20 protein-coding genes are annotated in these 20,093 nt (G+C 63.8%); 2 read left to right on the top strand and 18 right to left on the bottom strand.

The window, feature by feature from the left end; genetic code table 11:
- Positions 1 to 47 precede the first annotated feature (47 nt).
- From GV818_RS28275 to GV818_RS28240, 8 genes are all read right to left on the bottom strand, one after another.
- Positions 48 to 707 carry a DUF799 domain-containing protein gene (locus tag GV818_RS28275; RefSeq protein ID WP_161757829.1) on the bottom strand — a complete coding sequence of 220 codons (660 nt, stop codon included), beginning with the start codon at positions 705 to 707 and terminating at the stop codon, positions 48 to 50.
- Complete coding sequence (locus GV818_RS28270) at positions 704 to 1,075, bottom strand: DUF4810 domain-containing protein (protein ID WP_161757830.1); 372 nt, start codon at positions 1,073 to 1,075, stop codon at positions 704 to 706. The genes GV818_RS28275 and GV818_RS28270 overlap by 4 nt, the downstream gene beginning before the upstream one ends.
- A 30-nt stretch (positions 1,076 to 1,105) precedes the next feature.
- Positions 1,106 to 1,786, bottom strand: a complete 681-nt coding sequence (locus tag GV818_RS28265; protein WP_161757831.1) for a CsgG/HfaB family protein — start codon at positions 1,784 to 1,786, stop codon at positions 1,106 to 1,108.
- 246 nt (positions 1,787 to 2,032) lie between these two features.
- The gene (locus tag GV818_RS28260) at positions 2,033 to 5,107 is read right to left on the bottom strand and encodes an error-prone DNA polymerase (RefSeq protein WP_161778104.1); all 3,075 of its coding nucleotides are present in this window, start codon (positions 5,105 to 5,107) and stop codon (positions 2,033 to 2,035) included.
- Complete coding sequence (locus GV818_RS28255) at positions 5,104 to 6,519, bottom strand: Y-family DNA polymerase (protein WP_161757833.1); 1,416 nt, start codon at positions 6,517 to 6,519, stop codon at positions 5,104 to 5,106. The genes GV818_RS28260 and GV818_RS28255 overlap by 4 nt, the downstream gene beginning before the upstream one ends.
- 7 nt (positions 6,520 to 6,526) lie before the next feature.
- Complete coding sequence (gene imuA, locus GV818_RS28250) at positions 6,527 to 7,144, bottom strand: translesion DNA synthesis-associated protein ImuA (RefSeq protein ID WP_161757834.1); 618 nt, start codon at positions 7,142 to 7,144, stop codon at positions 6,527 to 6,529.
- The gene (gene lexA / locus GV818_RS28245) at positions 7,144 to 7,761 is read right to left on the bottom strand and encodes a transcriptional repressor LexA (RefSeq protein WP_161778103.1); all 618 of its coding nucleotides are present in this window, start codon (positions 7,759 to 7,761) and stop codon (positions 7,144 to 7,146) included. The genes imuA and lexA overlap by 1 nt, the downstream gene beginning before the upstream one ends.
- A 38-nt stretch (positions 7,762 to 7,799) precedes the next feature.
- A complete protein-coding gene (locus tag GV818_RS28240) occupies positions 7,800 to 8,717 on the bottom strand; it encodes a LysR family transcriptional regulator (protein WP_161778102.1) in 918 nt (305 codons plus the stop codon).
- 103 nt (positions 8,718 to 8,820) lie between these two features.
- Here GV818_RS28240 and GV818_RS28235 point away from each other — a divergent pair, with 103 nt between their 5' ends.
- A complete protein-coding gene (locus GV818_RS28235; protein ID WP_161778101.1) occupies positions 8,821 to 10,563 on the top strand; it encodes an amidohydrolase in 1,743 nt (580 codons plus the stop codon).
- Between the two features lie 104 nt (positions 10,564 to 10,667).
- Positions 10,668 to 11,405, top strand: coding sequence for a TorF family putative porin (locus GV818_RS28230; RefSeq protein WP_161778100.1), 738 nt, complete (start codon positions 10,668 to 10,670; stop codon positions 11,403 to 11,405).
- A gap of 48 nt (positions 11,406 to 11,453) precedes the next feature.
- Here GV818_RS28230 and GV818_RS28225 read toward each other — a convergent pair whose 3' ends face one another.
- The 10 genes from GV818_RS28225 to GV818_RS28180 all read right to left on the bottom strand — a co-directional run bounded on the left by GV818_RS28225 (position 11,454) and on the right by GV818_RS28180 (position 20,092).
- Complete coding sequence (locus GV818_RS28225; protein WP_161757839.1) at positions 11,454 to 12,077, bottom strand: NIPSNAP family protein; 624 nt, start codon at positions 12,075 to 12,077, stop codon at positions 11,454 to 11,456.
- A 272-nt stretch (positions 12,078 to 12,349) separates the two neighbouring features.
- A complete protein-coding gene (locus GV818_RS28220) occupies positions 12,350 to 13,627 on the bottom strand; it encodes an OprD family porin (RefSeq protein ID WP_161757840.1) in 1,278 nt (425 codons plus the stop codon).
- 228 nt (positions 13,628 to 13,855) lie between these two features.
- Complete coding sequence (locus GV818_RS28215; protein WP_161757841.1) at positions 13,856 to 14,353, bottom strand: flavin reductase; 498 nt, start codon at positions 14,351 to 14,353, stop codon at positions 13,856 to 13,858.
- Between the two features lie 19 nt (positions 14,354 to 14,372).
- Entirely contained in the window at positions 14,373 to 15,329 is a 957-nt protein-coding gene (locus GV818_RS28210) for a PDR/VanB family oxidoreductase (RefSeq protein ID WP_161757842.1), read from the bottom strand.
- 87 nt (positions 15,330 to 15,416) lie between these two features.
- A complete protein-coding gene (locus GV818_RS28205) occupies positions 15,417 to 16,157 on the bottom strand; it encodes an SDR family NAD(P)-dependent oxidoreductase (RefSeq protein ID WP_161757843.1) in 741 nt (246 codons plus the stop codon).
- Positions 16,158 to 16,167: 10 nt separating this feature from the next.
- The gene (locus GV818_RS28200) at positions 16,168 to 16,644 is read right to left on the bottom strand and encodes an aromatic-ring-hydroxylating dioxygenase subunit beta (protein WP_161757903.1); all 477 of its coding nucleotides are present in this window, start codon (positions 16,642 to 16,644) and stop codon (positions 16,168 to 16,170) included.
- Between the two features lie 19 nt (positions 16,645 to 16,663).
- Positions 16,664 to 17,938: an aromatic ring-hydroxylating oxygenase subunit alpha gene (locus GV818_RS28195; protein ID WP_161778099.1), complete on the bottom strand. Its 1,275-nt coding sequence runs from the start codon at positions 17,936 to 17,938 to the stop codon at positions 16,664 to 16,666.
- 47 nt (positions 17,939 to 17,985) lie between these two features.
- The gene (locus tag GV818_RS28190; RefSeq protein WP_161778098.1) at positions 17,986 to 18,516 is read right to left on the bottom strand and encodes a nuclear transport factor 2 family protein; all 531 of its coding nucleotides are present in this window, start codon (positions 18,514 to 18,516) and stop codon (positions 17,986 to 17,988) included.
- Positions 18,517 to 18,531: 15 nt separating this feature from the next.
- Complete coding sequence (locus tag GV818_RS28185) at positions 18,532 to 18,891, bottom strand: IacB protein (RefSeq protein WP_161757846.1); 360 nt, start codon at positions 18,889 to 18,891, stop codon at positions 18,532 to 18,534.
- Positions 18,892 to 18,919: 28 nt separating this feature from the next.
- Positions 18,920 to 20,092, bottom strand: coding sequence for an acyl-CoA dehydrogenase family protein (locus GV818_RS28180; RefSeq protein ID WP_161778097.1), 1,173 nt, complete (start codon positions 20,090 to 20,092; stop codon positions 18,920 to 18,922).
- Between the last annotated feature and the right edge of the window lies 1 nt (position 20,093).

Here is a 20,093-nt window from a genome sequence, read left to right as displayed (position 1 = left end):
CTCGCAAGCGCCGCCTGGCACAGGGCGGATTGCCCGCCCCGCAGACCTCAGTCGGTGCCGTATTTTGGCGAACGCGGACCGTACAACAGGCCCGTGCGTTGCCCGGCCGACAACAGGCGCTGGCTGGTGATGCCGGCAATCGGGTGACCGGCGTCGGTAGAGGTGTTGATGATCTGTTTCACCGCGGCGGTGATCAGCATGCCCACCAGGCCACCGTTGTTGCTGTTGTTGCCTTCCTCGCTGGAAGCCCGGGCGCTGCCGGTCCACAGCGTGGTGCCGGTCTTCAGGTCCACCAGGCTGGCGCTGGCGGTGACCACGGTCTGGCTGCTGATCAGCATGTAGCTGGTGCCGTATTCCTTGACCGTGATGTACAGGCCGGCGTCGGCGCCGAAGATCTCGTTGAGCTTGGCCGGTGGCAGGCCATGGATGTCTGCCGGGGTGGTCAGGCCGTTGTGGCGGAAGGTTTCATCCACCACCGCAATCGGCATCACGTAGTAACCGGCTTCGGCCAGCGGAAAGGTCACCTGGGACAGCATGCTGTAGGTGGCCTTGACGTCCGGCGACTCATTGAGCGGCGGCAGCACCAGGATCGACTTCGGCCGGGCCTGCTTGTAGGCCGAGTAGTCCACGGTCTTGGGCGCGGCGCAGCCCACCAGCAAGCTCACGGTCAACAGACCCAACAGATTGCGCAGGGCATTGAGGCTCATTGGGCAGCTCCCTTTTTAGCGTTTTCCAGCAGGAAATCCATGTACCGCGCAGACTCGGGGAACAGTGCCTTTTCGGTATTGAACTGCTGCACCATCTGGTCATCCTTGCCCAGGCCCGCGTACAGCATGCCCAGGTGCGCGTGGTAACCCGGCGGCACGGCCTTGCCGGTGGACTTGATCTTCTGCAGGTCACGCTCCAGCGCCTCGACCTGAGCTTCCTTGGCTTCCTCGCCCTTGAAGTACTCATAGGTCTGGGACTGGTAGGTTTCCCATTGGTAAAGCGTCTTCGGACCGCTGCAACCGGCCAGCAGGACGCTGCCCAGCAAGGCGACGGCCATCAGCGGCCGCGCCATCTTGATGTTGAACATGCTTGCACTTCTCCCTGTCAGCAGCATTTATCAGTGGCTGGGTTTCCAGGCACCGGTATCGATGGCCTCGACCATACGGTTGACCGCCTCACGCATGGCCAGGTCAAGGACCTTGCCATTGAGGGTCGAGTCGTAGGAGGCGGTGCCGCCGAAGCCGATCACCTCGCGGTTGGACAAGGCGTACTCACCGGCGCCCTGGGTGGAATACACCACTTCGGAGGTGCTGATGTTGACGATGTTCAACGCAACCTTGGCGTAGGCCACCTGGGTCTTGCCACGGCCGAGAATGCCGAACAACTGGTGGTCGCCGGTTTCCTTGCGACCAAACTCGGTGACGTCGCCGGTGACCACGAAATCGGCGCCCTTGAGCTTCTGCGCCTGGCCCTTGATGGTCGCTTCCTGCTTGATCTCGCCCATGTTGTCGCGGTCCAGCACGCTGAAGCGGTTGGTCTGCTGCAGGTGGGTGATCAGCACCGTCTTGGCCTGGCCGCCGAGGCGGTCGACGCCGTCGGAGAAGATCCCGCGCATATAGCTGGAGCGGTTATCGAACTTGCCCACGGCCATGGGTACCCGGACCCCGGTCCAAACCTGATTGGCGCTCTGGACCTTCTCCACCGGCAACGCCCGGGAGCTTTCCGTGGCACAACCGCTCAGGCCTGCCAACACTGCCAGGGTTACACCAGACAACACCCACTTCGAGATCACTCGCACTCTATGTTCCTTTCCGAGAACCCATTAAACCGCGTTTTCGCCCTGCCACACTCACCCCGAAACGCAGTCTGTGCGGGCGCAAAAATGCCAGGCAGGGCGTACTGAAACTTGATGCTGGGGGCATCATCGACGGCGAGTATGCCAAATGGACATCATCGCGAAAAGGAATAAAAAACTCTGGCGTCAGTCAATTGACTGTCTGATCCGTTGGCCTGCTCCAGCCTTTTCGGGCAAGTATTTGATCCATCAGCGAAAGTCCCGGCTACGCACGCTGATACCGTCCAGCAACGGGGTCAGGTCCCGCAGCCGCCCGGCAATCAGATGGCGCACTTCACCCTCGGTTTCCAGGATCCCGTCGACCCGCAGCAACTGCGACCCCACCAGCACCCGCCGCTGGCGTTCCGCCAGGTCGCGCCAGACCACCACATTGACGTTGCCGAACTCGTCTTCGAGGGTGACGAAGGTCACCCCGCTGGCAGTGCCCGGGCGCTGGCGGCCGGTGACCAGCCCGGCCACGCTCACCGGCCGCCCGTGCTCCAGCCCCTGCAGCTCCCGGGAACTGCGGCAGCGCTGGGCCTTGAGTTGCAGGCGCAACAGCGCCAGGGGATGCGGGCCGAGGGTGGTGCCGAGGCTGTGGTAATCCGCCTGCAGGTCTTCGCCGACGCTGGGCCGGGGCAACTCCACCGCGGCCTCGGTCGGGCTTGGCAAGCCGGCGAACAACCCCAGTTGCTGCTCCACCCCGGCCACCTCCCAGCGGGCCTGGTAACGATCCCCGGCCAGGTCACGCAAAGCCCCGGCATCCGCCAGCAACTCCTGGGCCCGCAGGTCGATCCGGGCACGCTCAGCCAGGTCGGCGATATCGACAAAGACGCGCTGGCGCCGGGCACTCTCGATGCGCGCGGCATCCTCCTGGCGAAAGCCCTTGATCATCCGCAGGCCCAGGCGCAAGGCCGGCTGCTGGTCGGGGAGCGGCTCCAGGCTACAGTCCCAGGCACTGGCATCGACCGTCACCGGGCGGATCTGCAAACCATGGCGACGGGCGTCCTGGAGGATCTGGTCGGGGCTGTAGAAACCCATGGGCCAGCTATTGATCAGGGCGCAAGCGAAGGCCGCCGGTTCGTGGCACTTGAGCCAGCAGCTGGCGTAGGTCAGCAAGGCGAAACTGGCGGCATGGGATTCGGGAAAGCCGTAGCTGCCAAAGCCCTTGATCTGCTCGAAGATCTGCGCCGCGAACTCATCGCTGTAGCCATTCTTGTTCATCCCCGCACGCAGCCGCTCGCGGTGCGGTTCCAGGCCGCCGTGGCGTTTCCAGGCGGCCATGGAGCGGCGCAACTGATCGGCCTCCCCCGGGGTGTAGTCGGCGGCGACAATGGCGATTTGCATCACCTGTTCCTGAAACAAGGGCACCCCCAGGGTGCGCTTGAGTACGTCTTCAAGCTCAGGAGACGGATAGGTTTCCGGCTCTTGGCGGTTACGCCGGCGCAGGTAGGGATGAACCATCCCGCCCTGGATCGGTCCGGGGCGCACGATCGCCACCTCGATCACCAGGTCGTAGAAGTTCTTCGGCTTGAGCCTGGGCAGCATCGACATCTGCGCCCGGGACTCGATCTGGAACACCCCGATGGTGTCGGCGCGGCCGATCATTTCGTAGGTCGCCGGGTCTTCGGCGGGAATGCTGGTGAGGCTGTAGCGCTGGCCGCGATAACCGTGGATCAGGTCGAAGCAGCGGCGGATGGCACTGAGCATGCCCAGGGCGAGAATATCCACCTTGAGCAGGCCGACCATGTCCAGGTCGTCCTTGTCCCACTGGATGATCGTGCGCTCGGCCATGCTGGCGTTCTCCACCGGCACCAGGCTGTCCAGAGGCTGCTCGGAAATCACGAAACCACCGGGATGCTGGGACAGGTGCCGGGGGAAACCGATCAACTGCCCGGTCAGGCTCAGCACTCGGTGCAGCACCGGGCTCTGGGGGTCGAAACCGGCCTCCTGCAGGCGCTCGACGCTGGGCGGGGTATCGCTCCAGTGGCCGCAGCAATCGGCCAGGGCATTGACCTGATCCGGTGGCAGGCCCAGGGCCTTGGCCACGTCGCGCACCGCGCCGGCGCCGTGGTAGGTGCTGACCACCGCCGTCAGCGCCGCGCGATGCCGGCCGTAACGCCGAAACACATACTGCAGCACCTCTTCGCGGCGCTCGTGCTCGAAATCGACGTCGATGTCCGGCGGCTCGTTGCGTTCCCTGGACAGGAAGCGCTCGAACAGCAAGGTCGAACGGTCGGGGTCGATTTCGGTGATGCCCAGGGCGAAACACACCACCGAGTTGGCCGCCGAGCCGCGGCCCTGGCAGAGAATGTGCTGGCGCCGGGCGAAGTCGACGATGTCGTGCACGGTAAGGAAATAGCTCTCGTAGCCCAGCTCGCTGATCAGCTCGAGTTCCTTGTCGATCTGCAGCAGCACCTCGGGCCGGGCGCCGCCGGGCCAACGCTGCTGGATCCCGCGCTGGGTCAGCAGCCGCAGCCAGGATTCGGCATCGTGGCCCGCGGGCACCAGCTCCCGGGGGTATTGATAGCGCAACTGGCCGAGGTCGAAACGGCAGCGCTCGGCAATCCTCAGCGACTCGTCGAGCAAGGCCTGGGGATACAAGCCTTGCAGCACCTCAAGGGCACGCAGGTGACGCTCGCCATTGGCGAACAAACGCTCCCCGGCCTCGGCCACTGGCAGGTGATGGCGGATCGCGGTCATGGTGTCCTGCAGCGCCCGGCGCCCACGCACATGCATGTGCACATCGCCACAGGCCACGGCCGGCAGCCCCAACTGCCGGGCCAGGGCCAGCCGCTCCTGCTGGCGCCGGGCATCGTCCTGGGCGCAGTGCAACTCCAGCGTCAGCCACAGCCGCTCGGGGAATACCTGCTGCAGCCAGCGGCCCTGCTCCAGGTCATTCGTGCTGCCCGCCAACCACAGGGCCAGCAGCCCCGGCAGCGGCTCGGCGAAGTCTTCCCGCAGCAAGCGGTACGTGCCCTTCTCGGCCCGGCGCCGGGCCCGGGTGATCAACCGGCACAAGCCCTGGTAACCCGGCAGGTCCTCCACCAGCAGCACCAGGCGCGGGCCGTCCTCGACCTGCATTTCACTGCCGACAATCAGCTTCAGGCCGCTGTCGCGGGAGGCCTGCCAGGCGCGGACAATCCCCGCCAGGGTGCACTCGTCGGTGATCGCCAGAGCCTGATAACCCAGGGCCTGGCCACGCTCGAACAGCTCCCGGGCACTGGAGGCGCCGCGCTGGAAACTGAAGTTGGACAGGCAATGCAGCTCGGCGTAGCCGTTCATGCGAACCAGCCTTGCAGGAGCAACGGCCCCGGCTCGCCGACCCGACGATAGGCCCAGCCTTGCTGGCCGGCCGAGGTTTCGATCAAGTAGTAGTCGCGGCGCACGTCGGCACCGTCCCACCAACCGGACTCGATGCGTTCCGGGCCCATGAGCACCCGTACCGACCCCTCGTGCAGGGCCTGGGGCTCGATGAACAACCAGCCCGGGCGCCGCAGCCCGGGATTGGCTGGACAGGGAGCCGGGGTGCTGCTGGGCAACCAACTGAGTTCCGGACGATGATCCGCGCGGTGCCCAAGGCCCTGCACCGCGTCATCCCCCAGCCGGGCCCGCAAGCGTTCACGCAACTGCTCCCAGGGCAGGTTCTGCTGCGGGCGCTCGTCGAACAGTTCGCGGTGCTGGGGCACGAACAGCGGCAGGTCTTCAGCCACCAGGCGCAGGTTGCGCACCGGCGCCGGCACCTGGATCTGTTCCAGGCGGCCACGGGCCAGTTCGAACAGCATCGCGGGGTCACGCTCGGCACTGAGCAGCCCGACCGCAATCAGCGTATCGGCGCCTTCGGCATGCTCAAGGTGCAGGGCGAAACGCTGCACCCCGCTGTCGCGGCCACAGAGAAAGGCCGCCAGGTCGGCGGTCAATCGGCGCAGGGGAAACAGCAGCGCCTGATGGGACAGCACATCGAAATTCAACTCGATGCGCAGGTCGAAGCGGTCCGGCGGCTGGTAGAACGCCAGCCCCAGCGGACGCTCCCCCAGCAGCGTGTCGAGCTGCTTGAGCAAGGCGCCGTCGAAACGCCGGGCCAGGCTCTGCCGGGGTAACTGGTGCAGTTGCTCGAAGGTGCGCAGGCCCATGCGCGACAAAGCCGTGGCCTGCTCCGGGGGCAAGCCCAGGCGTTCAATGGGCAACGGTCCCAGGGTGCGGCGCAAGGTGTCCTGGTCAGGCACGGCCAAGGCCTCATAGGCATTGGCCAGGACCCGGGCCGCCGCCGGATTGGGCGCGACAACGATCCGATGGCGAAACCCCAGGGCCGTCAGCTCGGCCTGCAAGCGCGCCTGCAACAGCGGCCAGGGGCCAAACAGGTCCAGGCTCGACTCGATTTCGAACAGCAGGGTGCGCGGGTAATGCACGCTGACCTGCGAGCTGAAGCTGTACGCCCAGGCGGCGAGGAACTGCTGCCAGTGCTCGATTTCAGCGGGGTCGTATTCGGCGCTGGCAAAGCCCTTGGTCAGGGCCTGGGCCGCACTCAACGACTGGCCAGGGCGCAGGCCCAACTCGCGGGCCGCACCATTCACCGCCTGGATCACTCGCCGCTGCGGCGTGCCGCTCAGCAGCGCCAGCGGCGCATCGGGTTCGGCAGACTGGCGCAGCACCGCGTCCAGCGCCAATTGCGGGAACAGAATACAGACCCAGCGCATGGCAACCTCAATGCCCCGGACTGAAGGCAATCGGCGCCGCATGAGCCAGCCCGCCACGGCACTTGAGCACCCGCAACTGCGCCGGCCGGGCATCCAGCGCAATGCGCAGGGCCGCGGGTGACGGATTGATCGCAGCCGTCTGCGAGCGGTAGGCGAAGGCCAGGGTCTGGCCGGTTTCCGCCGCCACCTGCAAGCGCCGCAAGGCACGGTCATCGGCCTGTTGCGGCCAGCACAGCACGGCACCGCAACTGCCCGAGCGCAGGCATTGCTCGGCGACCCACAAGGCATCGCGCTCAGCGGCCTGGACCAGCGACAGCTGGCGCACATCGACTCCGGCGTTCTGCCAGGCCTGGGGATACGGCACATGCGGCGGCGCCACCAGGACAATCCGCTCGCCCGCTGCCGACAGCCGCGCCAGGGTCGGCCACAGCAGTTGCAACTCGCCCACCCCCGGGGCCGCGATAAGGATTTCCGTGAGCGCCGCTTGCGGCCAGCCACCATTGGGCAAGACCGCATCCAGCGCAGCATGGCCGGTGGGTTGCGGGCTGACGCTCGGAGCAGCGGGCCGGCCCTTCCAGACCCGCCCGGCATTGAACAGCGAGTCCAGGGCAATCACCGCGCCCATCACCCTTGCCTCACCAGGCCACAGAACACCCCTTCGATGGCCAGGTCGCGATCGGCCGCCACCAGGATCGGCGCATAGGCCGGGTTGCGCGGCAACAGGCGCACCTGCTCGCCGCTGCGCTCAAAGCGCTTGATGGTGACTTCGCCGTCCAGCCGCGCCACCACAATCTGGCCGTTGCGCACCTCGGCACTGCGGCGCACCGCCACCAGGTCGCCGTCGAGAATGCCGTCGCCGATCATCGAGTCGCCCTGCACCCGCAACAGGTAATCCGGGGTCCGGGAAAACATCGCCGCATCCAGCATCAAGTGGCTGTGGATCTCGGCATCCGCGCCAATCGGCGCACCGGCCGCCACCCGGCCCAGCAGCGGAATTTCCAGCAGCTCGGGGCGCCGGCCCTGATGCACCAGGCGGATGCCCCGGGCCTGGTGCGGATTGACCTCGATAAACCCGGCTTCGGTCAGCGCCACCACATGCTTGCGCGCCACGCTGCGCGAGGCAAAACCAAAAGCCTCGCTGATTTCAGCGAGGCTTGGGGGCTGGCCGTGATCGGCAATTCGATCGCGGATAAAGGTCAGGATGGCAGTGCGCCGGGGAGATAAAGTCGTCATGGAGTACATTTGTACTCCTCTCGGATTTATCTGACAAGAACCGCCAATCAGTCCAGGCCACGGGTCGCCAGAAAACCTGCGATGTAATCGATGAACGCCTGCACTTTGGCGGTCGCGCGCCGGTGGCTGGGGTACACCGCGAGGATGTGCGGGCCGAAACTGTCCGGGTCGATGGCGTAGTCCGCCATCAGCCGCACCAGGCGCCCGTCGGCCAGGTAAGGCGCGGCGCTCCACAGCGGGGTGTGCAGCAGCCCGCACCCGGCCAGGGCATTGGCCAGCAGCAGGTCGTAGTTGTCGCTGCGCAAGCGCGGCGCCAGGGGCTGTGCCAGGCTCAGGCGCTGGCCGTCGCGCTCGACCCACCAGAACTCGCGGCTGAGCAAGGGGTGGCTATACAGCAGCCACTCATGCTCATCGAGGGTTTGCGGGGTCACCGCCAGCCCCTTGCGGGCCAGGTAGTCCGGGCTCGCGCACAGAGCCAGGCGGTTGCTGCCGACCCCCCGGGCAATCAGCCCCGGCAGGTCGTCATGGCCTTGCCGCAGAGCCAGGTCGTAACCGCTTTCGAGCAGGTTGACGAACTCATCGCACAGGTCCACTTGCAGGTTGATCTGCGGATACTGTTGCAGAAACCCGCCGCAGACCTGATCGAGAAACGCCTGGCCGTAAGCCAGCGGCGCGGTGACTTTCAGGTTGCCGCGCAGGCCATGCTGCAACTGCTCGACCTCCTCGCCGACCTCCTCCAGCCGCTGCAACACCTGGCGCGCCGTGTCCAGATAAAGCCGTCCGACCTCGGTCAGCACAATCCGCCGGGTACTGCGCTCGAACAACCGCGAACCGAGATCGGCTTCCAGGTGATTGACCGCCTTGGTCAGGGCCGACGGGGTCTTGCCCATCTGCTCGGCTGCCCGGCTGAAACTGCCCAGTTGGGCGGTGACCACGAACATCTTCAAGGCACTCAACTTGTCCATGGTTTTTCCATTCAGGCAAAAATGTTTTTCGTGGATGAGGCGTTCTGCTGGCCGGGATCCGCCCCTAATCTGGCGATCAGACGCAATAACAAGGAAATATTCAATGAAAAGATTCATCCCGAATCTGTTGGTCGCTGCCGTGAGTTTTGCCTCGCTGGAAGCCATGGCCGCCACCGACCTGGTGCTGCTCAATGGCCAGATTTTCACCGCCGACCGGGCCCAGCCCAAGGTCCAGGCACTGGCGGTGGAGAACGGCAAGGTCTTGCAAGTGGGCAGCGACGCACAGATCAAGGCGCTGATCGAGCCAGGCACCCGGGTCATCGACCTGGGGGGCAAGACTTTGATGCCCGGGCTGATCGACACCCACTCCCACGCGATCTTCGGCGGCCTGGAAATGACCAGCGCCAACCTGCAGGACGCGGTGCTCAACCTCGATGAACTGGAACAGCGCCTGCGTACCTGGCGTGACGACGGCACGGCCAAGCATGGCGATGTGCTGACCATCGCCGGTATGAGTTCGGCCTACTGGTCCCAGGCCGAAGCCCTGGGCCAGCACTTCAACCAGGGTGAATGGGCCAAGGTGCCGGTGGTGTTCACCGGCAGCGATCACCACACCGCCTGGGCCAATGACTTCATGCTGCAACGCGCCGGCATCGACGCCGAGTTGCTCAAGCGCCTGCCGGAAGCCGAGCGCGGCACCATCGGCAAACTGGCCGACGGCCGCCCCAACGGCTTCCTGGTGGACGCCGGCTGGGATCGGGTGTCGGCGAAAATGCCGGTAGCGGATGCCGCCGCGATGCTGCGCGCCGCGCAATCGGCCCTGCACTACAACAACAGCCTGGGCATTACCGCGTGGATGGACCCGGCCGCCAATGCCGCCCCTGGCGAGGCGCTGTTCGCCCTCAAGCCCACCGAGAAAACCGTCGGCATGCTGCCCGCCTACAAGGCCTTGGCACAAAGCGGCGAGATGACCGCCCACGTTGCCGCACTGCTGGTGGCCAACCCGAAAAGCCTGCCGGCCGACCTCGACACCCTGGACAAGGTGCGCCAGCAATTCCAGGGCATCCCCAACCTGACCCTGCCCGGCATCAAGATCTTCGCCGACGGCGTGATCGAATACCCGGCACAGAGCGCGGCAATGCTCGAGCCCTACAAGAACTCCCGCAAACCCGGCGAGCTGCTGATCGACCCGGCACACTTTGGCGAACTGGTCAGCGCCATCGACCAGCGCGGCTGGCTGGTGCACATCCACGCCATCGGCGACCGCGCGGTGCGCGAATCGCTGAACGGCATCGAGCAGGCACGCAAGGATCGCCAGAGCGGCATCACCCACTCCATCACCCACCTGCAGATGGTCAACCCCAAGGAGTTCGCGCGCTTCAAGCCGCTCAACGTGATTGCCTCGATGCAACTGCTGTGGGCCTCCGCCGACGACTACACCACGGACATGATCAAGCCCTACGTCAGTGCCATGGCGTTCCGCTACCAATACCCGGCGCACTCGTTGCTCAAGCACGGCGCGACCCTCTCCGGCGCCAGCGACTGGCCGGTGTCCTCGCCCAACCCATGGAATGCCATGGCCCAGGCCATCACCCGCAAGGGGCCATTGGGGGTACTCAACGCCGATGAAAGCCTGGACCGCGAAACCATGTTCTACGCCTACACCCTGAATGCCGCGCGCACCATTGGCCTGGAGCAGCAGATCGGCTCACTGAGCGCCGGCAAACAGGCCGACTTCATCGTCGTCGACCGCGACGTATTCGCCGTCGATGAAAAAGCCCTGCATGAAACCCAAGTCCTGCAAACCTGGTTCGCCGGCCGCGAAATCTATACCCGCCCTCTCTAATCACAACTGCTGAACCGCTGCCCGCCCCCGCGTCTTGCCGACGTCGGGGCCCGGCGCAGCCTTGCGTGACATCTGCCCATAACAATCACAATAACGGGAAGCCTATGAAGACCCTCACCCTGTTCGCCCTCGGTTCCTTGTGCCTGCTGCCCATGACCAGCCAGGCCATCCCCCTGACCGATGACCTGGCCGTAGAGCTGGAACTGACCCTGGCCAGCGACTACCGCACCCGCGGCATCTCGCAGAGCAAGAACGACCCGGCGGTGCAAGGCGCCGTGACCTTGCTGCACAACAATGGCCTGTACCTGGGCGCCTGGAGCTCCAACGTCGACTTCGGCGGCGGCCTGAAAACCCGCCAGGAAGTCGACTACTACGGCGGCTGGCTGTGGCAGGCCAGCGAAGCGGTGAGCCTCGACCTGGGCTACCTGAAGTTCACCTACCCGCGCGAGTCGCAGTTCAACCAGGGCGAGGTCTACGGCATTCTCAGCGTCTACGGGGTCAAGCTGGCGGCCTATTACTCCGATGATGCACCGGGCATCGACAGCAAGCAGAGCACGCTGTACCGCTACATAGGCTACGAAACCCGACTGCCCCTGGAACTGGGTCTGAGCCTGCGTTATGGCGAAATGGACTTCAAGGATCCACGGCTGGTCGGGGCTTCGGAAAAAGGCGTGGACAGCTACCGCGAGTGGCAGGCCAAGCTGACCCGCGAAGTGCTCGGCGTAGTGCTGGGCCTGAGCTACATCGATACCGACCTGTCGAAAACCCAGTGCACCAGCAACTACGGTTTCAGCGACTTGTGCGGCGCCACCCTGGTCGCCAGCGTAACGAAGACCTTCTAACCACCAGGGGCCGTCACCTGCTGGATGCGCGCCCTTGCACGGGGGCGCTCACTGCAACGGCGAGAAACGAGCCGGCAGGTACAGAGTCGAGTGCATGTCGCGCAATTGCGGGGCGGTGTTTTGCGCAGGCCAGACGCCATCCCGAACTGCGCGACTGCGCACCTCCAAGCGCTGCTCAAGGCTGCTGTAAGGCCAGATGTGCAGGTAACGCGGGGTGCGACCATCGGTGGCGTAAAAAGCCGCGTACACCGCCGAATACTCCGCAGCGGTACGCGGCCCGATGGCTTGCTCCCAGCCCTTGAGCGTTGGCGCCAGCCCCGCGGGCACCAGGTCATAAACCCGGAACTCGTAGAAGGGTCCATGGGCGCCCGGCGGCAACGGTTTGAGAAAGCCGAACCGGCTGTAGTTTTCCACCCGCATATCAGTCAACCAGGTACCGATGCCAAAGGCGTCGACACTCCCCAGGTAACGTTCGCGCTCGGCCTGACGAGTGGCTTCATCGACAAACCCGCGCAGCAGCGCAATCTGGTTCAAGGGGCCAATGTCCGAGGCCCAGCATCCCAACAGGGACACCCCTTCGACGCTGTCGGCCAGGCGGCCTTCCAAGCAGTCCATGGCCTGGGCCACGGTGCCTACGCGTAAGGTAAAGGTGATCAGCTCATACAACTTCATGACAACCTCGACGGGTAATGAGTGGGTCAGGCGACGCACCAATGAGCGTTAAAAGAGCGCCCCGCACCAACGGAACAAGGCATCCCGGTGCAGGTGGCCGAGGTGGCTGTAGCCCTGTGGATTCGACCGGAGTCAGTTGCGCTCTAAAAACCGCGCATGGGCAATCCTCGGGTTCAACAGGAAAAAACTGCCGGAGCAATCCATGCGGGAGAAAACCACGGCAGAGCAAAAGTGCCGCCCGATACAGCAGCGGCAAGGTTCAGGTGAGCGCCTCAGAATTTCCAGGTGTAGGTGGTGATCAAGCGGTTCTCCTGATAGTCCGGACCGGATGCACGACCACTGCCATAACGGGTCTTCACGTCGATCCGGCGCCACTCCAGGCCCAGGTCCTTGAACGTGCCGCTTTGCACCACGTACCCCAGGACGATGTTGCGTTCACTTTCGACGTTCTGATCCAGCGCGTTGTTGCCCCGGTCAATGCCGGTGCCGCGCATATAGCGGGTCATCAGTTTCAAGCCGGGCAGGCCCATGGCGGCGAAGTTGTAGTCGTAGCGCAGTTGCCAGGAACTCTCGTTGGGCTTGACGAAGGCGATGGTCGACCAGTTCACCAAGTACGGCTGCGGCGCATAGCCGTTGAGGGTCGGGAACGTCGACTCGCCGAGCATGCGCTGGTAGCCGACGCCAAAGCTGTGGCCAGCCTTTTTCAGGGTCGTCATCACGCCATAGGAGCGGTTGTCGATATTGCCGTACAAGGCCTTGCCATCTTCCTTGTTATTGAAATAGCGCAAGTCGGTTTTCACCCCGTAACCGGCGCCCAGGTCGTGACTGTAAGTCAGCCCTAAATAGTGTTGTTGATAGATGTCTTCCAGTTGCCCATAGAAATAAGTAGTCGAGAAGTTCGGACTGAAGGCATAGGTCGCCCCGCCGAAGTTCAAACCGTCACTGCGCCGTTGAACGTCGGGCCCATTGAACAAGTACATTCTTTCCCGATTGGAGGACTCTCGTGAGCTGATTTCTGTAAAGCGCCCGCCGGTGAGGGTCAAGTTGTCCACTTCCTTGGATTCGACCTGCACCCCGTGATAGGTGGTGATCAACTGCCGGGTGTCGTCGAGATAGGCCACTGGCAAGGTCGGCCGCAGTTCGCCGATTTTCAGTTCGGTCTTGCTGTAGCGCACCTTCCCGGTCAACGCCGCGCGACCGTAATCGCGCACCTGCTCGCCCCTGCGGCTGTCGTAGGGAATGATGCTGTCGGGCCCACGCCCGCCACCGCCGTCCAAGCGGTAGGCGTACTGCGCCGAAAGGTCCAGGCCGAACTGCAAGGTGCCTTCGGTGTAACCCGAGATGGCGCGAAAATCAAAGCCTTGGGTCCAACTGCCAATACGCGATTTAGGCGCATCGGACTGCTTGAAATCACGGTCGATGTAAAAGTTGCGCGCCCCCAGACTGACCTGACGATCATCGAGAAAATCGGCGTGTACGACCTGCGGCGCGAAGAGATACATCACGGCCGTAGTGGAGACGACACGGCTTGCCCAGCTCTTCTGGAACATGAAGCTTTCCTTCTTTTTTTACATGCACAAAGGCACATTGAGTGGGAGCAGATAAAACAAGAAAATGAAACTTTCGAGTTAGCCTGCAGTGTTATTTTTATAACCACTTACTGCAAAAAAAGTCGTGACGCGATCGTTCACCAAGACAGTGAAGACAGCGTTATAGTTATTCTATTTTCCCAGCACTTACGGAAAACTTAAGTTGACACTTACACCCCAACAACAACTTCACGAGATATTGAAAGTTCCCCCTATTGGATGATACGCACGATTGAAATAGACCAGGCCCTGCTGGCCCTCACCATTGCGAATGCCCAGGACCTCGCAATAGAAAATCGTGTGCGACCCCACTTCATGGGCCTGAGCAATGCGACAGTCGAAGCTCACCAACGCCTCGTCGAGCAGCGGTGCGCCACTTTCCAGGGTGCTCCAGCAGGCACTGGAAAAGCGCTGTTCAGCGTTCAGTTCACGGTTGGCGAATGCCCCCGACACCTCGCGTAGCTCGGGGGTCAGTACGTTGACGCTGAGGACACCGTTGCTCTTGAAGTGCACGTTGGAAAACGACGAACGATTCATGCACACCAGCAGCGTTGGCGGCTGATCGGTGACGCTACAGACCGCTGAGGCAGTGAAGCCGAAGCGACCGGCCGGACCGTCGGTGGCGATGATCGAAACCGCCCCGCCCAGCATCGACATTGAGTTACGAAATCCTGTTGTATCGACCATGGTATTAGCCTCCGGGCTATCAGATATCCAGCACCAGCTTGTTCGACCTGGCGCGCGAGCAGCACACGAGGATCTGGTCGTTGGCACTCTTTTCGTCGTCGGTGAGGTACACGTCGCGGTGATCCGGCTCGCCCTCCAGGACGTCGCACAGGCAAGTCCCGCACACCCCTTGCGCGCATGACACTTCGATGTTGATTCCCACCGTCCTCAAGGCCTCGACGATGCTTTGCCCCTGTGCGACCTGCACGGTCTTGCCGCTGCGCGCCGCATGCACTTCAAAGCTCGCCCCCGAGGCGTCGACCGCCACCTGAAAGTACTCGCGGTGCACATGATCGTCGGCGTAGCCCTGGGCAAGGGCCTGGCCGATGACCCAATCCATGAACCCGGCCGGGCCACAGACATACACATGCACGTCCGCCTGCGGGTTGCCCAGGAGGCTGGCCAGATCAAGCTTCTGCGCCTCCTCTTCGTCGTCGAAGTGGGTGTGCAGGCATGCGGCGAACCCGGCACTGCCAAGCTCATCGAGAAAGGCGCTGCGGCTGCGTGAGCGGGCGCAATAGTGCAATTCGAAATCGCTGTCGCGGGCATTCAGGGCATAGGCCATGGCCACCATCGGGGTGATGCCGATGCCACCGCCGATCAGGATCGAGCGCCGCGCATTGGGGGCCAGGGGGAAATGATTGCGCGGCGTGCTGATCTCGATTTCCCGTCCTTCGAGCAGCGCGTGCACCGCCAGCGAACCGCCGCGCGAGTCTGGGTCCTTGAGCACCCCCAGGCGATAGGCGTCGACGTTGGCCGGGTCACCGCACAGTGAATACTGGCGCACCAGCCCCGGCTTGAGATGGACGTCGATGTGCGCGCCCGCCTCGAACGACGGCAAGGGTCGCCCTTGCGGACTGACCAGATCCAGCACGACGACACCGTCGCCCTGCTCTTCGCGCTTGCGCACGACGACTTTCAATACTTGATCGCTCATCCAGGATCATCCAGGTTGCGTGGTAATGGGGCCGCCACAGCGGCCCCTGCAGGGTAGTGAGCGGCCTTCAGGAGCGCCGCCCGCCAGTCAGCGCATGAAGATTCCGCCATTCACATCCCAGGTCGCGCCGGTGGTGAAATAAGCCTCTTCACTGGCCAGCTGCACCACCAGGCGCGCGATGAAATCGGCATTGCCGAGACGCTTCACCGGGATCGCCTCAATCAGCTTTTCCAGACGCTCGGGCGGCACGGCGGCGCGCACCGCCGGCGACTCGATCGGCCCCGGGGCAATGGCATTGACCGTGACCCCCGAGGCCGCCAACTCCTTGGCGAAGATTTTCGTCAGGGTGATGATCGCGCCCTTGGACGCCGCGTAGTGGGCTCCGGTCGCAGTACCGCCGTTCTGCCCAGCCAGGGAGGCCATGTTGATGATCCGCCCGTAACCTTGAGCGGCCAGGTAGGCGCCCAGCACCTGGCAACCGACGAAGGTGCCGCGCTGGTTGACACTCACCACCCGGTCGAACTCTTCCGGGCTGATCTGCATCAGTGGTGTGGTCAGGGTCATCGCCGCGTTGTTGACCAGCACGTGCAGCCCACCCCAGGCGTCCAGCACCGCGCCGAGCGCGGCCTGGAAATCAGCCTTGCTGGCGACATCCAGTTGCAGGGCCAGGACCCGTTCGCCGCCGGGGTCGAGTTCGCCGGCACAGGCCTGCGCAGCCACCAGGGAAAGGTCGCTGATTACCACCCGATAACCTGCCGCCAGCAACTGCGTGGCGATGCTTTTGCCCAGCCCGCTGGCCGCGCCCGTGACCAAAGCTACTGGTGTCATGGTCGGCTCCTCAAAGGATGTAACCGATACCGGCGAGGGTATCGGTGGAGTTGATCAATTGGATCAGCTTGCGCTGGATCTTGAAGCTGTCGCCGCTGCGCACCAGGTCGAAGGTGACGTCAGCGGTGTACTGCTTGAGCACGTCCTTGCGGAACTCGCGCAGGTTCTGCGCGCAGCGCACAGTGATCACGCCATCGACCTCGGCCAGCAGGCGAAAACGCGACTGGCTGCGTACGGTGCGGGCCCGCGGCGTCGTCGAGATCGACTCGCCACTGGTCAGGCGGGTCACCCGCAACTGCCGCATGTGGTGATTGTCGTAGGCGTAGTTCAGGGTATTTTCGAAGTCGGTTTGCAGCGGGTCGATGGGAATGATGTAGGTCGCGGTCGCGGTCCACAGATCGAGCCATTCGACGAAATCGCCATGGTCCAGCATGTCCGCTTCCTGCCAGATGAAGGCCGTGACTTGGTTGAGCAATTGCAGATTGATCATGGTGTTCTCCGTCGACTCAGGCCGACATCATCTTTTTCCACTGCTGGTAAGCAGCGCGCATTCCGGTCTCGGCACTGACGTCGCTGATCAGGCCGTCCGCGCTGGGCTGTTCACCCGGCAAACCGCGGTTGAGCATGATCCACAGGTCGGTGCCGGCACTGGCACCGCGCTGCACCCGCTCCCAGGCTTCGGAGTCGTCCGGCGTGCCGAAACCCATCGGGCCCTGGAAGTGTTCATGCAGGCGCAGGCGATAACGGTTGGCCACGGCCGGGCCGCCATCCATGGTGATCACCGCGTGATGGATTTCGGTCTGGTCCACCGCGATCGGTTGCAGGACCCGGAAGAACGCCATCGAGCAGGCAATGTTGGGAAACAAGTTGAGGTTGAAACCCGAACCGCCCACCGCCCGCACAATGCGCCGCACCGCCTGTTCGTCCTGGCCCTCGGCGCGCAGTTGTGCGGCCAGCTCCTCGAAGCGCTGCGGAATCGGCAGGTCGAGGTTGGCATCCAGGTCGATCAGGTCAGGGATCATCACCATCACACTGTGACCGTTGCCCAGGTCTTCGACGTAACCCGGCCCCTTGACGAAATCGAACAGCTCCAGGGTCTGCTCATCCACCGAGGCCAGGAACGATTTGTGCACCAGCGGGAAGTGATAGGCGTCGGTGGTGTTCTCCAGCTGGATTTTCCAGTTGCCGGGAAAGCGGAAGCGGTGCTCACCACCGACTTTCACCGGGTAACCGGCGCCCTGCTTCATGAACAGGTCGATCCATTTCTTGGCCGGGCCGAGATAATCCGCGAGCGGCTGAATATCGTCCTTGAAGGTGGCGAAGATCATGCCGTTGTACTGCTCGACACGCAGGCTCACCAACGGCAGCTCGTCCTTGTCCAGGCAATCGGCGTAGCTCTCCGGGTGCGGCACCCCGCGCAGGCTGCCGTCCAGGGCGTAGCTCCAGCCGTGGTAAGGGCAGACGAAACTGTTGGTCTTGCCCTTCTTGTGCTCGCACACCGTGGCCCCACGGTGGCGGCAGCGGTTGAGCAGCACGTGCACGTCCTGCTTGCGGTCGCGCACGACGATCACCGGCTGCTTGCCGATGTAGGTGCTCTTGTAGCTACCGGTCTCGGGAATCTCGCTGGCGTGGGCCACCCAGATCCACGTGCTGTAGAAAATCTTTTCCAGCTCCTGGTCGAAGATCTTGCCGTCGGTGTACAGCGAAGTGTGCACACGGTCGGGCAGCACCCGTTCAGCCGGGGTGGATTCCAGGGTCAGGGTATCTATCAGGTTATTCACGATCACTCCTCGTCGGCGTGACCCGCCGACTATAAGAATTCTGCGGGCTACTGCTCGGCCGGTGCCGGCACCGGCAAATGCTCATCACTGTTCCAGTGGTCCACCGGACGACTGAACAGGTTCTCGGTCTGAAAATGCGCCATGCGCCATTGCCCCTGTTCGCGAGCGAAACGCACGGTCAAACGGGCACTGTTGAGGTGCGACGCACCACTGGCGAAGGTCGAGGCCTGCAACATCACCCAGCTGGCCTGGGCCTCGTCACCGTTCACGCGGATCAGCTCCGAGGTCAGAAAATGCACGTTGAGCGCAAAGTGCGCCGGCTCGACCATGTAGGTCGCAAACATGGCGCGGATGGCGCCACGCCCACGGTAGCCACCAAAGCTGTCGCGATATTTGGCGCCCTTGCCTTCCCAGAGGGCGTCCTCGGTAAACAGCCCGGCCAGTTCGGCCAGTGGCGAGCCCACGCCCAACTCATCGCACAGCACCATGTAGCGGTTCATGCAGGCGCGCACGGCGTTCTCGCTGTGCAGCTGGTCGAGCCGTTGCTCCAGGGCTTCGATGCGCTCTTGTGGTGACATTTGGCTTCTCTCCACTCAGCGCTGGATGATCAGTTCGCGGCCGGTGCGGGCCTCGACCTTGCAGTACTTCCAGAGTTTGTAGGGGCCGTCGCCGACCGCCGTGGTGCGGAACAGATTGCAGGCGGCATGCACGGTCTCGATGTCCGGCACGTCGGCCAGCAGGTAGGTGGTCCAGGGCCAGCCGGCGGACGGTCCGACCATGCTCTGGTCGTCGTCCATGTTGCCCAGCACCGTGACGCCAGGCAGGTCGCCGATGGCATGCCACATTTCGCCAAACGCGGCCCAGACTTCCAGGGCCTCGGGGCGTGGCGCATCGAAGAAGTTCTGGTTGATGCCGATGCAGAACAGAACGCGCAGGGCTTTTTTATCGGTCATGAAATTCACCACTCAATGGTTGAAGAAATTACAGGTAACCCGGCAGCGGTTTGTTGCCGAAGAAGATCGCGCCGGCGTTCTGGTAGGTCATGTCGCCCATGAAGGCGTGCTGGGTGATGACCTGGGTGTCGTTGACGAAACGCGACAGCGGGTTGCTGCGGTACACCCCGCTCATGCCCGAGAGCATTTGCGCGGTGCGCGCCACTTCAGCGGCCACGCGGGTGGCGTGGGTCGACGACAGGCGCAACATGTTGGTCTGCTCCAGGCTCACCGGAGCGCCGGCCAGCACGCTGTTCCAGGCGTCGTCGATGGCCTCGTAGAACCAGCAGCGCGCAGCCCGCAACGAGGCCTCGGCCTTGGCCACCTCGACCTGCGCCAAGGGCCGGTCGGACAACGATGGCGCACCGGTGACCGAGATCCGCCCCGAGGCCATGCCACTCAGCTCGTCCAGCGCGGCGCGGGCCACGCCCAGGCCAACCACCGACAGCACCTGGGTGGCGAAGGACAAGGACGGGTAGCGAAAAAAAGGCTCATCGAGGTTCGATGGCCCGCCGCGCACGAAGGTCCACTCTTCCGGCACCACCACGTTCTCTACCACCACGTCGTGGCTACCGGTTCCCACCAGGCCGACCACATTCCAGCTCTCCTCGATCCGCACTTTGTCCCGAGGGATCAGCGCCAGGCGTGGCAGGCCCAGCATCTCGCCATTTTTCGGGGCAATGCCGACGCCGATCAGCGAGGCGCCCATGCAGCCACTGGAGAACTTCCAGCGGCCGTTGACCTCCAGGCCACCGTCGACAAAGGTCGCCGGTTGCGGCGGAAAGATCCCCCCGGCAAACACCACGTCGGGCGACTCGGCGTAGATTTTCCTGATCGTTTCCAGGGGCAGCGCTGCCAGGTACACCGGGCTCATGCCGAAGCTTGCGACCCAGCCGGCGGAACCGTCGGCAATCGAAATGTCCTCGACCATCTGGCAGAACTCGGCCGGCGAACACTCATCGCCACCAAAACGCTTGGGCACTAGAGCGCGGTACACGCCGAGGGTGCGAAAACGCTCGATCACGTCCGCAGAAATGAACTTCTGCCGGTCGAATTCCTCGTCCCGGGCCCGGGCCCGGATCTCGACGAGCAATTGCTGAAACTCTTCACCCGCGGTGATCGGCGCACGGCGCTGATGGTCCAGCTCGCTAAGGACAGTCATG

The sequence above is a fragment of the Pseudomonas sp. Fl4BN1 genome (genome assembly GCF_009908285.1).
In the GTDB taxonomy this organism is placed as follows: domain Bacteria; phylum Pseudomonadota; class Gammaproteobacteria; order Pseudomonadales; family Pseudomonadaceae; genus Aquipseudomonas.
This window is presented reverse-complemented; position numbering and strand designations above follow the sequence as displayed.